Below are 13,504 nucleotides of genomic sequence, written 5' to 3' on the forward strand. Positions count from 1 at the left end.
GTCAGCGCCTCCCGGCCGCGACCGCGCACGCCGCGGCGGCGGGGCGCAGGACACCGGTGGCAAGGTCGAGGTCGTATGCCTCGTTCCAGTTCACCTCGGGGTGGGTGCGCATCACCCAGCGTGCGGCCGTCAGGCCCTGGGCCCGGTTGAGGGCGACAGGGCTCCCCTGCTCGTCGTAGGCGCGGGCGTGGGGACTGGGCCAGGTCCGCTCGGGCTCACGCTGCGAGACGCGGATGATGCGAGCACCGGGCACCATGTCCGCGAGGAGGGTGGCCAGGCGACGCCGGCGGGATCCGGCGGCAGGGTCGGTGACCTGGACGGGCCGGGCGGTGTGCGCCCTTCCGTTCCGGGACTCGGGCATGCGAGAATTCCTCACTCGTAGGTGGAGTGGGACGGCCGTTCTCGTCGAAAAGGTCAGCCGACCCGCTCCGGTTATGGATCCGCCCCCTTCGGGTGGCGGGCTCGGCGTCCGGAAGCGGCTAACTTCTGGGCGCCGGTTTCATTTCCCCTCGAGGAAGCGCGTCCGTGGCGCTTGGGTGGCTCCTACTTCCCTCCCACGTGTTGACCTGACGTCGGCGTTTCCCGCCGAGGGACCAGCAACATATGCAGACGGCGGTCAACACTCCAGCTGGCAGCGGGTACTGAGCCGATTCGACGCCAACTCGACATATGTCGCTGGGTCAGTGGGCGGTCGTGACTCACGGCCCGCTCGGACACTGCACCCCCGCGCTCGGCGCCCAAGCCGCTGAAGAGGGCTCCGTGCCCCTCCGGGCCGAAGCCGAACACTTCCCAAAGCCCGAGAGACGAGCGCCGGCACCGATCCGTTCTGAGAGTTCTCCGCGCACTGGATGTCGCAGGGGACTCCGATCTCTCCCTCCCGCGACCCAGAGCCTTGGAAGGGTTCGAAGACGAAGATCGAGCAAGCGTGCAACGCCGCTCGCTCTTCGCTAAGCTGAAACTATTCCCGACCGAAGAAAAAGTCAACGCACTGGATCGACTCCAGTTTGCACAAAAACGAGGTCCGATGCCTGCTCGTCACTTCGACCGAGGCCGACTGCGCGCGGTACGGCGAGCCGCCGAGATCTACCAGGTTGCCGTTGGCGAGGCACTGGGAGTGTCCGACTCGGCGGTCGCCGGCTGGGAGACCGGCGCGCAGACTCCCGATCCGGAGAAACTGCCCGCGCTGGCGCGCGCGCTCGGACGGGACGTAGACGACCTGTTCCCACGGTCTGGGCCGCCCGATCTGACTGACCTGCGCTGCGATGCCGGCTACTACCAGTACGAGACGGCTGAGCTGATCGGAACCAAGAGCGCCGGACCAGTAGCGTCGGCCGAACGCGGAGAGCGACGTCTCAAGGACAAGTACGTCCCGGCCTTGGCGGCGGCGTACGGGGTCAGCCCGGAGGAGCTGCGGCGAGCGGAGGCCCGCTCGATCGCCAAGGCGCAGGGGGTGCAGGTTGACGAACCCGCACCGTCGGGAACCGGGAGTGCCTCGGCCCTCGGCACCCCTCCCGAATCGCTGGCCGAGAAGATCACCCTGCTCCTGAACAGCTCGTATCCCGGCCCCCAGGGGCCCCCCTCGGATGCGGAGATGGCGAACGCGGTGAACGCTCACGCCGGAGAGCAGATCATCACCGAGGAGGGCTTCCGGGATCTCCGTACAGGCATCACCGGGACCGCGTCGCCGGCGGTTCTGGACGCGCTCTCAGCCGTCGTCGGTGTCTCGCGGATGTACTTCGAGCCAGACGCCGCCGTGGCTGCTCAGGTCTATGAGGGTCTTCAGCTCCTCGCAGCCGCGAAGAAGGGGGCCGTGGGCCGGGTGAGGGCTCGTGGGCTTGGCTCTCAGGGGCTGTCGCCGAAGGCGATGGCGCTGGTGAACGAGTTGGTGGCGGAGCTTGAGGAGAAGGAAGCGGACGCCGGCGAGTAAGCGCCTGTCCGCAGCTCCTGCGTCGCGGGCAGGCGGCGTGGCTACTCGTGCTCCGGCGTCTTGCCCGGCTCGTGCAGGCGCCCCTCAGCGACGACGGCCCGGACCGCCTTCAGGGCGCTGAGGTCTTCGAGGGGGTCTCCGTCGACCACCAGCAGGTCCGCGCGGAACCCCGGAGCGACCCGGCCTGTCGTCTCGCCCAGTCCGAGCGCGTCGGCCGCGTCGGCGGTCGCCATGTCGAAAATCCTGCCGTTCGGCAGGCCGAGGTGCGCGTAGAACGACAGGGCGGGCACGAGTCCGTCGAACCCTGTGCGCTGGACTCCAGCGTCGGTTCCTGCGATGAGCTTGGCTCCGGCCTCCGCCATCAGCCGTACGAGGTCGAACATGGCCGCCGCCCGCTCCTCGCCGAAGAAGCGGGGGAGCATCTGCCAGTGGGGACTCACAGCCGGGCAGACCGCGATGCCCCGGTCGATGATCTGCTTCAGGACGTCCTGCCGCAGGTCGAAACCGTCGCTCGTCATCCACGTACAGTGCTCGATCGTGTCCACCCCGGCCTCGACGGCCGCGGTGATGCCGTCCGTGCCGTGCGCGTGGGCGGCCACCGGCAGGCCGGCCTGGTGGGCCTCGTCCACCAGAGCCTGGAGTTCTTCCGGGGAGAACTGGCTCTGCCAGCTCTTCGGCCCGCCCTTGGTCAGACCGCCTCCGGTCACCATCGCCTTGATCACGGTGGCGCCCGCCTCCACGTTGCGCCGTACGAGGTCGCGGACCTCGGCTTCCCCGGAGACCTCACCGCCGAGGAAGTGGGTGTGGCCTCCAGGCGGGGTCGCGGGTGTGCCGGCGGAGACGATCCGGGGACCGGGAGTGCTGCCGCTGGCGATCTCCGCGTCCAGCTGGAGGGCGAGGCCGTTGCGGTCTCCCAGGTCACGCACCGTCGTCACGCCGCTGGAGAGGAGTTGTTCCGCGCGGCGGCGCATGTCCTTCAGCAGGGTCTCGTCGCTCGACTCGTGGAGCGTGGCCACCGGGTCCGCGCCGCCGTCGAACACCAGGTGCACGTGTGCGTCGATGAGACCAGGCACCACTGTGCCCTCGGGGAACGCGAGGTGTGTGCTGTCCGAGCCGACCCGCTCGACGATCTGCGAGCGTGGCCCCACCGCCGTGATCGAGTCGCCTTCGACGAGGACTGCGCCATCGTCCAGATACGTTCCGGGGCCCACGAGGACTCGGCGGGCGGTGATCAGCATCTCGGCCTCCTTGATCGTCGACGGTCAGGCGGACAGGCGCAGCGCGTCCGATACCGCGATCAGCTGACGCACGTCCGCGTCCCGGTCATCCGCCTGGGGCATTGCCAGGGGTACGGCCTGACGCGCTGGACGGGCGTCCATCCCGATCGTGGTCACGGCTTGGCGAAGGCGGTCCGCCAGCACGGCAGGGGGAAGGGCGAGGACTTCGGTGCCCTCACCCTCGCGAGCCAGATACGGGCTGATATCAACCAACCCGTCCCGGCATTCCACTATCCGCCGGTGGTAGCGCCGGTGCACGCCACGCGCCCTCCAACGATCCCAAAGCGCCGGAGAAGCCGGCCGCAGCACGTTCTCGGGGTACGCGTCGGTGAGCAGCTGCCACAGCGGGGCCAGGCGGCGGTGGTCACGGCGTCGTCGCAGCCAGAGCCGCGCCGAGGTGACCCTCGCGCGGGCCCCCGCATAGGTGACACCGGCGACGAAGAGCAGGATGGACACGACGAGGAACAGCGCGACGCCGGCCATGAGCGGCTGCGGTACGGTCCCGCCACTCCAACGGACGGCCACGAAGACCGCGCGGACCGCGCAGGCCACCGCCATCGCGCTCAGGCCCACAGCGGCCATCCACAATCCCGTCGCGTGCGGGCGACGCGACATGCGGGCGTACTGGCGGGTCCACCGACCGGTGACCCCGAGGGCGTACATGAGGTACAGGCCAGTGACGCCGTAGAAGAAGGCGATCTGCGGGATCGTCATGTCCGCCGTACTGAAGGAGCCGGCGAAGACGTCATGGGGAACCGTCTCCGCGGCCACGACGATGGCCACGGCCACCAGCGCTACGACGACGGCCTCTCGTCGGGCCCGTCGACGGGCGGTCGGCCCGTCGGCGGAGTACAGGTAAAAGCACATCAGGAAGTAGACCGTCAGCAGGAGCAGCACGTTCTGCACGAGCTTCGCCGTGCCATGCCCGGCCACGGTGTCGACGCCCGAAGCACCACCCGGCATGGCCAGGGGGTAGGACAGCAGGGCGGTGAGCAAGCACAGGGTGACGGAACGCAGCGGCGCGTCCTGCGGGGCCCGCGACCACTGGTAGAGCTTCCACGCCACGGCGGCGACGAGGCCCAGGAGGATCAGTTCGGTCATGGGTTACAGCCATCCTCGTCGGTCGCCGAGGGCCGCCTGTACTCGCTGCACCGTGGGGTCCTCCGGCATCGGGGCAACATGGTCAAGCACCGACGACCACTCCAGGATGATCGTGGCCGCCAACTCGACGGCGCACTCTTCCCCGTCGTCGTACGAGCATCGGCGGGCCACACGCCGGATCAGCGCGGGATCGAGCACCGGGATCATCGTGGCCCAGCCCTCGACGAAGTCGTCCGGAGCTTCCTGCTCCTCCTCCGCCTGCTCGTCCTCCGCCACGATGATGTGGAACACCTCGTGCAGGATGATGTGATCCTGATGCAGCGGAGTCGTTTCCTGCTGGTAGAGCACCACGTCCATCTGAGGCGTGTCGACCCACAGCCCCGACGGTCCGGGCTTCTCCAGCGGGAAGGGCCGCAGGACAATCGGCCGTCCTCGCCTCTCGCCGAGCGCCCGGCACAGCTCCTTCACGTCCAGCGGCGGCTGGACGCCGAGGTCCCGAAGCTCGCGACGCAGCCGACGGTGCAGGTCTCGCTCCACCGTCCGCTTCTGAGCGGCACGCCACCGCCCCAAGCGCCGACGCCTCAGTCCGCCCTGCGCAGGCACCTTGTGTTCAGTCGCGTCGCGGTCAGTTTTTGCTGGCCACATCAGTAATCCCCTTCGCACCAGCCGTGGATTGCTCCGACACGAAGCCGGGCGACGGCCGCGCCCATTTCGACCATGTCCAGTCCCGCCGCACAGCGCAGCCGAAAGTGATCACGGGCATCGAGGGCAGTAGTCGATCCAGGCCGCAAAGGACCTGATCCGTGAACCACAACGGGCGCGCACCCAAGACTCCTCAGACACCGAAGTCACCGACGCGAACGAGCAATGACACGACGCAAAGCATCCCGGGCAGGCTCTGGGGACTTCATCGGACACTACGCGAAGCCGCATCAAGATCCGGCTGGAAGACGCCTACCGGGCCACAGCGGCACCGACGGACCAAATCGCACTAAATCAGCACACCTAGTTGTAGATCATGCTTTTGAGCTGGCAGTTCTCGCGAACGACGCGACCACGCCAAGCACCTCAAGAGGGGTTGCCTTCGTTACCGATCCGAGATGCCTCCATCGCGAGCGAATGCGCCAAATAGGTATATCCGGCACTAAAAGCCCTGCCTTTCATCACGGGAGGGGGGTGTGGCCATAACCACTTTCGGACAGTCAGGACATCATTCGCGATTAGGCTTCCAGGCATGCATGCCGAGATACACCGCAAAGGAACTGACTACCTGGAGTTCTGGAATGAGTACCACCTGTGCACTCTGACCACGCTCCGCCCAGACGGCCGCCCACATGTCGTGCCGGTTGGGGTCACCGTGGACGCCGCCACCGGCATCGCGCGGGTTATCACCCGCAAATCGAGCAGAAAAGTCACCAACGTACAGGCGGCGCTTCCCGGCCAAGCGCGCGTCGCCGTCTGCCAGGTGGACGGAGGGCGCTGGGCGACGCTGGAAGGCACGGCCGAAGTGCGCACGGACGCAGCCGCAGTGAACGACGCTGTCGCTCGCTACGGAAAGCGATACGGGCGGACGCCGGCACCAGACCCGGAGCGGGTGGTCATCGAGATCACGATCCACCGGGCCATGGGGCAGGCCGTTGTGCCCAAGCCCAAGGTCGCGAACGCCGCACCCTAGGGATCAAGCTGCTGTCTGAGCCGTTGTGGCCGTACGCAGCGCGGATGTGGCCGAGGCAGCTCACTCCATCAGGTCTGGCTGCCGCGAGTCGCCATCGGCCCAGAAGCCGCGGCCAGCACGACCCAGGCGGCCTTGTTTCCGCAGTCCGTCACATGAAACCCCCACTGCCCCTGAGCCAACTCGTTCACGATGCGCAGGCCCCGTCCGCGCTCGACGAGCAACCCGCCCGCCCCCTCGGCCGGTTCAGGGTCCGGTGACGAGGTGGCACTGCGGTAGAGGCCCTCGGGGAGCAGGGGATCCCCGTCATGGATCTCGCAGATGTACCTCCCGGCGGCCGAGCGAACGTGCACCTCGTACGGACCGCGCGCGTGCTCGTGCGCGTTCGCCACGAGCTCCGAGACGGCCAGGACTCCGTCGCTGACGACGGCCCCGGACAGACCCAGGTCCTTGAGGACACGTCGCAGAACCGCGCGGGCTTCGCCGGTCGGGTTGAGGGTGTGGTCGGTCCAGCGGTACACGAGGCCGAGAACGGCAGACGGAGCGCTGATCATCGGGCGACACACCTCCTGTGGGTGACAGCGATGGCCTTCTCCCGGGGCTGCGATGTGGTCGCGGAAGTGCGGCGAGTACGCCGCTGAGAGGCGTACGGCAGCAGGAATCACCCTGGCTTCGGGCGCGCGGCCCCGGGAGGATCGTGGCTCAGGCACCAGCCACGAGGCCGGTCGCGAGTCACGCACTCAACGATGGCCGCCGGTGCCCCTGGTGCTCATGGGCGTTTATGAGCGCGAGGGGCCAGCGAGCGGCACGGCACTCCAGCGAGACCGCCGACCCGCCGCCGGCCTTCGTCTTCGCCCGTCTGGTCACTGGGAGTATGGGCGGGTGAGTGCTGACGTGTTGGGACGCTGGGTACCGGATCGTCCCGAGGATGTGGCCACGGTCTTCGCCAAGGCGGACTTCCCGTGGTGGATCGCCGGTGGCTACGCGATCGAACTCGCGGTCGGCCGCGAGCTACGCGCACACGGCGATCTCGACGTCCTCGTCCTCCGGCGTGACCAGGCCCGCGTACAGGATCTCCTGGCCGACTGGGACCTGTACGTGGCGGATCCGCCCGGTCAGGGGGAGTTGCGGCCGTGGCGTCCTGGAGAGGTCCTTCGGCCGCCGCTCCACGACATCTGGTGCCGCCGCACGCCGGAGGCGCCCTGGTCGGTGCAGCTCATGCTGGATGAGGCCGAGGGCACCCAGTGGGTCTCGCGGCGCACCCCGGAGATCCGGCTCCCGATCGACCGGCTCGGGCGAACGAGCGAGACGGGCATCCCGTATCTCGCGCCCGAGGTGCAGCTCTTCTACAAGGCGAAGGCGACCCGGGACAAGGACGAGACCGACTTCGAAGCTGTACTACCGCTCCTCGACGCTCCGGCACGCGCCTGGCTGGCGGACGCGATCAGCGTGATCGCGCCCGATCACCCCTGGCTCCGGCGGCTCCTGCCGGTCAGCCGAACGTGAGCAGCGGGACGTCGTAGAGGTCGGGGTTCCGGGGCCGCGTCATCGTGGGCGACGTGACCTCCACGATCAACAGCTCGCTTAGGAACTGGACCTTGGCGCTGAGGAGGTGGCTCGTCCTGCCGTCGGCCGACTGGGCCTTGAGGCCGGCGGAGACGTGGATGTGCGGAAGTATCCCGCCGGTGGCCGGGTCGTGGGCGAGCGTGCCCGCGCCGAACGCCTCGACGTTGGTGACGTAGGTCTTCGCCCAGACCGGCGCGTCCGGGTCCGCGAGCTTCTCGCAGGCGCCCACGATCTCGGCCTCCGCGAAGGCTCCGATGAACGAGGGGATGTAGCCCTGCCGTACGCCGTTGCCCCGGCAGAAGGTGGACAACGCCTCGAAGAAGTCCTCCCCGTGGTTGAAGGTGACGCCGAAGGTACGGCCTACGGTCAGCTCGTGAGCACGCATGTGCGGGTGTCTCCTGAAGAGGTGGGTCAGCGGGCCAAGGCGGTGGTGAAGGTCTCGCGGACCGCCGCCCCGTCGGCGCCCTGGGCAAGCAGGGCCTGCAACAGGAGCCGCGCCTGGTAAGGGCCGAGGTCTCCAGCTCCGATGAGTCCTCGTCCGAGAAGGTCCTTCTCGGAACCGGGGAAGCCGTACGTGTCCGAGAGGACGGGGCCGTTGCCGATGCGGGAGGCGAGGACCACGGGGATGCGGGACGCGAGCTTGGTGAGCCCTTCGACGAGACGCTCCGGGACGTGGCCGACGCCGAAGGCCGCGACCACGAGTCCGTCGCAGTTGCCGTCCCACAGGTCGAGCAGGGTGCCGTCGTCGCCGAGGGTGACGGTGTAGAGCCCGACGCGCGCCTCACGGTCGGGGGCGCCGACCAGCGGTCCACGGGATGGCAGGCCGCCCACCAGCCGCACCCGGTTCTCCGCGATCCGCGCGATCGGGCCGCACGCTGGTGAGGTGAAGGCGGCGGGGCTGGTGGTGTGGGACTTGCGGACGGTCCGGGCCGAGTGGATCTCGTCGCCGAGTACGACGAGGCAGCCGGCGCCACTGAGTCCGGGATCGGCGGCGGCCAGGACGGCGGCGTGGAGGTTGGCCGGACCGTCAGCGCCGGGCAGGGTGGGATTGCGCATCGCGCCAGTGACGACGACCGGCTGCTCGTGGCCGTGGTAGAGGTCGAGGAGGAAGGCGGTCTCCTCGATGGTGTCGGTGCCCTGGGTGATGACGACGCCGTCAATGTCGCCGGCCTCCAGCTCCGCCGTGATCGCGGCCGACAGTGCGGTGAGGTCCTCGAAGGTCAGGGAGGCGCCGGGCAGACGCCGGAAGTCCCGCACCTTGAGGCCGATGCCGCTCGTGGCCAGAGCGGGTACCGCAGCGAGGAGTTCGTGGGCCGAGAGCGCGGGAACGACGCCTCCGGTGGTGGGATCGGTGGTCATGGCGATCGTGCCGCCGAGGGAGAAGACCGCCACGTTCCTGACCGACTCCGTCATATCCCCTGCTCCCCTGTCCGGACGCCGCCGAGCGCGGCCTCACGAGTGGTTCACGCAGGCTATCGGGTCGGCGCCGTCCGGGTACGCGGAATGATCACCAGCTGCTCGGTCACGAACCGGCAGGCAGCCTCCAGCCCTTCGAGGCCGAGCAACCGGCTGCGCGGCCGGGCGAGCCGCTCCGTGCCGACGGCCGACAACTGTGCGCACCGGCGACCGAGCCAGGAGGCGTCGAGGCCGAGGTACTCCGCCGTCGCCGCGAGGCGCTGTCCGGCCTGCTCGGCCGCTGTGGCCGAGTGGTGGCTGACATGGCCGGTCACATCGGCGAACGTCCGCAGGGCTCCCGGCCGCGCGGTGACGGCGAGGTGGGACGCTCCCTCGGTCCGTACCCAAGAGGCGATGACAGCCCGACGCCCGGGAGAGAGGGCGAAACCGTCAGTGTGCGCGAAGCCTCCGTCGTCGGTCACCCAAGTGCGAATGCCGAAGGACTCCATGAGCGCGATGGCGAGGAACAGCAGAACGCGCTCGTACGCCGGCGAGGAGGCGATCGCCGTCTCGGGAACGCAGAACCCCCGGCCGCTCGTACCGCCGGGACGTGGCGGGGCCATTCGTTCGAGGTAGCGGTACTTGTGCCGGAAGAACAGCCAGGTGGCGGCCTCCTCACCGCGCTGTTCCCTGGTCCAGAAGACGGGTGCGTCGCCAAGATGGTCACGGTGGCCCAGGATGTACCGGGCGGCGGTCTCCGAGCCGATGAGCATCCGGGAGACTTCGGTCAGTCCCTGATCGGCGGCGATTGGTGCGCCTGGGGAAGCGGTGAGCGAGGCCAGCGAGGTGTGCAGGGTCTGGTCGTCGCCGAGCAGTGCTGCCTCGAATCCCGACACGGCCCACAGGATGCCGTAGGTCAGGTCGTCCAGTTCGTACGCGGCGGGGATGTCGATCGGGTCCGAGGCGGTGGCGCGTACGCCGCTCGGACGGGCGTCGGTTACGAACTGCCGGACCGCCCCGTCCACCGTGCGGTTCGCGACGACGAGCGCGCGCATCGGCATGGTGCGCCAGGCATCCAGCTCCGGGCGGGAGTCGAGTCTCAGGTTGTCCCCGAGGAAGGAGGCCGCGGGAAGGGTCAGCACGGGAAGCGCCGTCGTCGAGACGGACCGGCCGGCGGGTAACAGAAGCTGGCCCGGACCTTCGGGCAGCGCCGCGTACCCACGGGCTCCGGTGTCCGCCGCTCCCAGTCGGCCCGTGGCGTCCGGGATGTGTGGATCGGCCGTGGGCAGGAGCCCGAGCAGCTCCTCCGGGACTCCCAGCGCATCGGTCCACTGGACGAACTGCCGTCGGTCGCGGATCTGTTTGAGCCCGCGTTCCAGTCTGCTGACCTCGGCCTGGTCGATGCTGACCATCCGCGCCACGCCGGCCTGGGAGAGGCCCGTGTGCTTCCTGAACAGCTTGACGACGGTGCCGAGTTCCCATGCGGCCACGGCTCGCCGGACCGTCGGATCACGCCAGAAGGCCGGGTCGGCCCGTCGGGCGGCCGGCCCGTCCTGGCACGAGGCGCATCGTGTACCCGCGTTGAAGCGACTGAGAAGGGCACCGCAGCGCGTACACCGCCGCTGTCCGCTGTCGACCATGGTCGGCATTCTCCCTCTCTCCGCGACCACCCGGACACGTTCCGCTGATGGGGCTCATAAACACTCATAGGCGGGGGCCTTCGTGGCGGCCATCGTGGTGGAGCACCACCGACCGGAGTCGCGTGCCGCGACTCCCCGGACGTGAGGATCCGACCTGTGACCTCCTTGACCCTGCCGCCCCGGCCCCCCGGTTCGCCACCGCTGGCCCATGCCTGGCAGACGCTGGCGGACGGGCTGCTGACCCAGCGGCTCCATCTCCATCTCGACGAATGGCGGGCTGCCGTCGCCGAGGAGAAGGCGCTGCCGGATGTACCGGGCGCCGATGTCTCCGTGCTGGCCCAGCGCCCGTCTCCGCTGCCGGCAGGCGACGGGTCCGCGATGGCGCTGCTGGAGGACGCCGGGCTCGGCTTCTGGTGGGAGCTTCCCCAACGAAACGGAGCGGAGTCGCGGAACCAGCGCGGGGCGCTTCACCGCGCCGCCGACACCGCTGCCCAGAGCATCCTCGCGGAGCAGTCCGGGGCGGCCTGGTCCGACGCCGTGACGGCCGTCAGCGCCGCCGCCGCGTGGTGGGTGGGCTTCTTCACGGTCATCCGCCACCGCGGGGTGCACCACATCACGCTGGAGCCGCACCCGGGCCCGCTCCATGAGCAGGCCCTGGGCACCGCGGTGGGCGTCGTGGCACACGGCATGGCCACGCGGGTGCTGGAGGCGGCTCTGCGCGACTCCGACGACGACCCGGCCCTCCGCGCCGCGTACTGCCGGGCCATCGAGGCCGACATCTGCGCCGAGCCCGAGCTGCCCCGCCTCGTCGACGAGTTGGCGGAGCTGCGGCTCGTGGACCTGGTGTCCACCACGGCCCGTTGGCGGGGCCGCTTCACCAAGTACGCCGGCGGCACGGGGGCGGGGCAGGTCGAATGAACCACCGCTATCCGTTCATCGTCATCGAGGGGCTCGACGGCACCGGCAAGACGACGCTGCGCAAGGGTCTGTTCCGGCTCTGGGAGGGGCTCTACGGAGTCACCCCGCTGTGCATGCTCACCACCAACTTCCTCGCCGCCGACCAGGCCGCCGCCATCGTCACCGGCAAGTACCAGCCGAACGCCGGGAACCGTGACGCCTACCTGTCCGCGATCGCCGCGGACAAGCGGGCCACGCTGGATCGCCTCGTGCTCCCCCAGCGGCCGGCCCGGCCCGTGATCGCGGATCGCTGGCTCCTCAGCGAGCTGGCCTTCTTCGCGGTGAAGCACGGCATGAGGGCGTCGGAGACGTACGGGGCGCTGGCCGCGCAGCTCACCGTGGCCCCGGATCTCACGCTCGTCCTGGACCTGGAGACCGACGCCTCGATGAGCCGGGCGCAGGCCCGACAGGGTGACGCCGTCCGGGCCGACTGGGACGTGCACGACGTCCAGAGCCGGGTTCGCGAGACCTACGAGGCCGTGGTCTCGAAGCCCGACGAGTTCCCGCTCCTCGGCGAAGTGGTCCGTCTGGACGCCCGCCGACCCCGGTCCGAGGTGCTGCTCGCCGCCTGGGACGTATTGCGCGAACGACAGCTGGTACCGCCCATCGCCGCCCACGCGGAAGGAGCAGAGACCCATGGCTGACGGCACGAAGGCGATGCGCCTGCGCGAGGCCCTCGACGACAGCGAGCGGGAGAGCCCGGTACTGGCGATCGGTGCGGTGAACGCGCTCGCCGCGCACGTCGCGGCGGAGGCGGGCTTCGACGCCCTGTGGGTGAGCGGCTTGGAGGTGTCCGCGGCCTCCGGCCTGCCGGACGCCAACGTCCTGGGCCCTCGGGACCTGTCCGACGTGGTCGCCTCGCTCGGCCGTGTCACCGAACTGCCCGTCATCGTGGACATCGACAACGCGGGCGGTTCGGTGCGCACGGCGGAGCGGTTCGCGTACGACCTGATGCGCGCCGGAGCTACGGCGGTGTGCGTCGAGGACAGCGCTTACCCGAAGTGCAACAGCTTCGCGGCCCACCGGGCCCAGACCCTCGCCGACCAGGACCTGCTGTGCGAGCAGGTGGGGCGCATACGGAAGGTCGCCGGTGACGGCCTCGTGGTCGTGGCCCGCACCGAGGCCCTGATCGCCGGCGAGGACATGGCCACGGCGATCGCCCGCGCCGAGGCGTACGCCGAGGCCGGGGCGGATGCGGTACTCGTCCACTCCAAGGACGCGACCGGTGACCAGGCGCGGGCCATCGGACGTGCGTGGAGTCACGGCGTGCCGCTGGTCAGCGTGCCCACGGCGTTCCCCGACCTGAGCGCCGCCGAACTCGGCGACGCCGGCTTCCGCCTCTGCATCTACGCGAACCAGCTCAGCCGTGCCGCCCTCGCGGGTATGCGCACCGCCGCCCGTCAGTTCCGGCGCGGAGGGAGTTTCCGCTCCACCGTCGCGGGGTCACTCGCGGAGGTCGGCGACCTGATGCGCGTCGGCGAACCGGAGGCTCTGTCGTGCCTCTGACACCCGAACTGCCTCGGATCAGTGTCTCCGTGAAGGCGGCGATCGTGCGCGACGGCGCCGTCCTGCTGCTGTCGTACAACGACGAGGCCGGGTTCCACTACAACCTCCCCGGCGGCAAGGCCCAGGTCGGCGAGGACCTGCGCCAGGCCGTGAACCGCAAGGTCGCGCAGGAGACCGGCCTCCAGGTCGTGGCCCGGCGTCTGCTGTGCGTCGTCGAGTACGTCCCCGAGTCGTGGCAGGGCGAGTTCGGAGACGTACAGAAGGTTCAGTTCAATTTCCTCGCGGAGCAGATGGACGACGCCGAGCCGCGCATGCCTGAACCGCCGGACCCCATCCAGGTGGGTTTCGAGTGGGTGCCGCTGGAACGTATCGGCGACGTGTACCTGCTGCCCCGGATCAACCGCCCACTGTCGGCAGCGTTGAGCGGGGAACTCGCCGACCCCTTCGTGGACAGGTGGTGACC

At 69.6% G+C, this 13,504-nt stretch carries 15 protein-coding genes; 7 read left to right on the forward strand and 8 right to left on the reverse strand.

Annotated elements, in window-relative coordinates; translation table 11 throughout:
- Position 1: 1 nt before the first annotated feature.
- Entirely contained in the window at positions 2 to 361 is a 360-nt protein-coding gene (locus L6E17_RS16525) for a hypothetical protein (RefSeq protein WP_236241525.1), read from the reverse strand.
- A 663-nt stretch (positions 362 to 1,024) separates the two neighbouring features.
- On the opposite strand from L6E17_RS16525, the gene L6E17_RS16530 reads away from it, so the two are divergent.
- Complete coding sequence (locus L6E17_RS16530) at positions 1,025 to 1,927, forward strand: helix-turn-helix transcriptional regulator (protein WP_236241732.1); 903 nt, start codon at positions 1,025 to 1,027, stop codon at positions 1,925 to 1,927.
- A 41-nt stretch (positions 1,928 to 1,968) separates the two neighbouring features.
- Here the strand turns inward: L6E17_RS16530 and L6E17_RS16535 are convergent, their stop codons facing one another.
- From L6E17_RS16535 to L6E17_RS16545, 3 genes are read right to left on the reverse strand one after another with little or no spacing between them, the layout of a single operon-like run.
- Positions 1,969 to 3,165 (reverse strand): amidohydrolase family protein, encoded by a 1,197-nt coding sequence (locus L6E17_RS16535; protein WP_236241526.1) that lies wholly within the window; start codon positions 3,163 to 3,165, stop codon positions 1,969 to 1,971.
- A gap of 24 nt (positions 3,166 to 3,189) precedes the next feature.
- Complete coding sequence (locus L6E17_RS16540) at positions 3,190 to 4,305, reverse strand: MAB_1171c family putative transporter (RefSeq protein WP_236241527.1); 1,116 nt, start codon at positions 4,303 to 4,305, stop codon at positions 3,190 to 3,192.
- Between the two features lie 3 nt (positions 4,306 to 4,308).
- A complete protein-coding gene (locus L6E17_RS16545; protein WP_096627519.1) occupies positions 4,309 to 4,842 on the reverse strand; it encodes a hypothetical protein in 534 nt (177 codons plus the stop codon).
- Positions 4,843 to 5,539: 697 nt separating this feature from the next.
- Between L6E17_RS16545 and L6E17_RS16550 the strand changes: the two genes are divergently transcribed.
- The gene (locus tag L6E17_RS16550) at positions 5,540 to 5,980 is read left to right on the forward strand and encodes a pyridoxamine 5'-phosphate oxidase family protein (protein ID WP_236241528.1); all 441 of its coding nucleotides are present in this window, start codon (positions 5,540 to 5,542) and stop codon (positions 5,978 to 5,980) included.
- A gap of 68 nt (positions 5,981 to 6,048) precedes the next feature.
- Here L6E17_RS16550 and L6E17_RS16555 read toward each other — a convergent pair whose 3' ends face one another.
- On the reverse strand, positions 6,049 to 6,531 hold the full coding sequence (locus tag L6E17_RS16555) for an ATP-binding protein (RefSeq protein ID WP_236241529.1): 483 nt from the start codon (positions 6,529 to 6,531) through the stop codon (positions 6,049 to 6,051).
- 376 nt (positions 6,532 to 6,907) lie between these two features.
- Here L6E17_RS16555 and L6E17_RS16560 point away from each other — a divergent pair, with 376 nt between their 5' ends.
- Positions 6,908 to 7,483, forward strand: coding sequence for a nucleotidyltransferase domain-containing protein (locus L6E17_RS16560; protein WP_236241530.1), 576 nt, complete (start codon positions 6,908 to 6,910; stop codon positions 7,481 to 7,483).
- Here the strand turns inward: L6E17_RS16560 and L6E17_RS16565 are convergent.
- The 3 genes from L6E17_RS16565 to L6E17_RS16575 are packed head-to-tail and all read right to left on the reverse strand — an operon-like array spanning position 7,470 to position 10,428.
- A complete protein-coding gene (locus L6E17_RS16565) occupies positions 7,470 to 7,928 on the reverse strand; it encodes a PPC domain-containing DNA-binding protein (RefSeq protein ID WP_236241531.1) in 459 nt (152 codons plus the stop codon). The genes L6E17_RS16560 and L6E17_RS16565 overlap by 14 nt on opposite strands.
- Before the next feature lie 26 nt (positions 7,929 to 7,954).
- Positions 7,955 to 8,956, reverse strand: a complete 1,002-nt coding sequence (locus L6E17_RS16570; protein WP_236241532.1) for an asparaginase — start codon at positions 8,954 to 8,956, stop codon at positions 7,955 to 7,957.
- Positions 8,957 to 9,015: 59 nt separating this feature from the next.
- The gene (locus L6E17_RS16575) at positions 9,016 to 10,428 is read right to left on the reverse strand and encodes a helix-turn-helix transcriptional regulator (protein ID WP_236241533.1); all 1,413 of its coding nucleotides are present in this window, start codon (positions 10,426 to 10,428) and stop codon (positions 9,016 to 9,018) included.
- 306 nt (positions 10,429 to 10,734) lie between these two features.
- On the opposite strand from L6E17_RS16575, the gene L6E17_RS16580 reads away from it, so the two are divergent.
- The 4 genes from L6E17_RS16580 to L6E17_RS16595 are packed head-to-tail and all read left to right on the forward strand — an operon-like array spanning position 10,735 to position 13,502.
- Positions 10,735 to 11,496 (forward strand): hypothetical protein, encoded by a 762-nt coding sequence (locus L6E17_RS16580; RefSeq protein ID WP_236241534.1) that lies wholly within the window; start codon positions 10,735 to 10,737, stop codon positions 11,494 to 11,496.
- Positions 11,493 to 12,179: a dTMP kinase gene (locus L6E17_RS16585; RefSeq protein WP_236241535.1), complete on the forward strand. Its 687-nt coding sequence runs from the start codon at positions 11,493 to 11,495 to the stop codon at positions 12,177 to 12,179. Before L6E17_RS16580 ends, L6E17_RS16585 begins: the two co-directional genes overlap by 4 nt.
- Entirely contained in the window at positions 12,172 to 13,041 is an 870-nt protein-coding gene (locus L6E17_RS16590) for an isocitrate lyase/phosphoenolpyruvate mutase family protein (RefSeq protein WP_236241536.1), read from the forward strand. Before L6E17_RS16585 ends, L6E17_RS16590 begins: the two co-directional genes overlap by 8 nt.
- Positions 13,032 to 13,502 carry an NUDIX domain-containing protein gene (locus L6E17_RS16595; RefSeq protein WP_236241537.1) on the forward strand — a complete coding sequence of 157 codons (471 nt, stop codon included), beginning with the start codon at positions 13,032 to 13,034 and terminating at the stop codon, positions 13,500 to 13,502. The genes L6E17_RS16590 and L6E17_RS16595 overlap by 10 nt, the downstream gene beginning before the upstream one ends.
- Positions 13,503 to 13,504: the final 2 nt, after the last annotated feature.

The sequence above is a fragment of the Streptomyces sp. CC228A genome, from assembly GCF_021390935.1.
Taxonomy (GTDB): domain Bacteria; phylum Actinomycetota; class Actinomycetes; order Streptomycetales; family Streptomycetaceae; genus Streptomyces.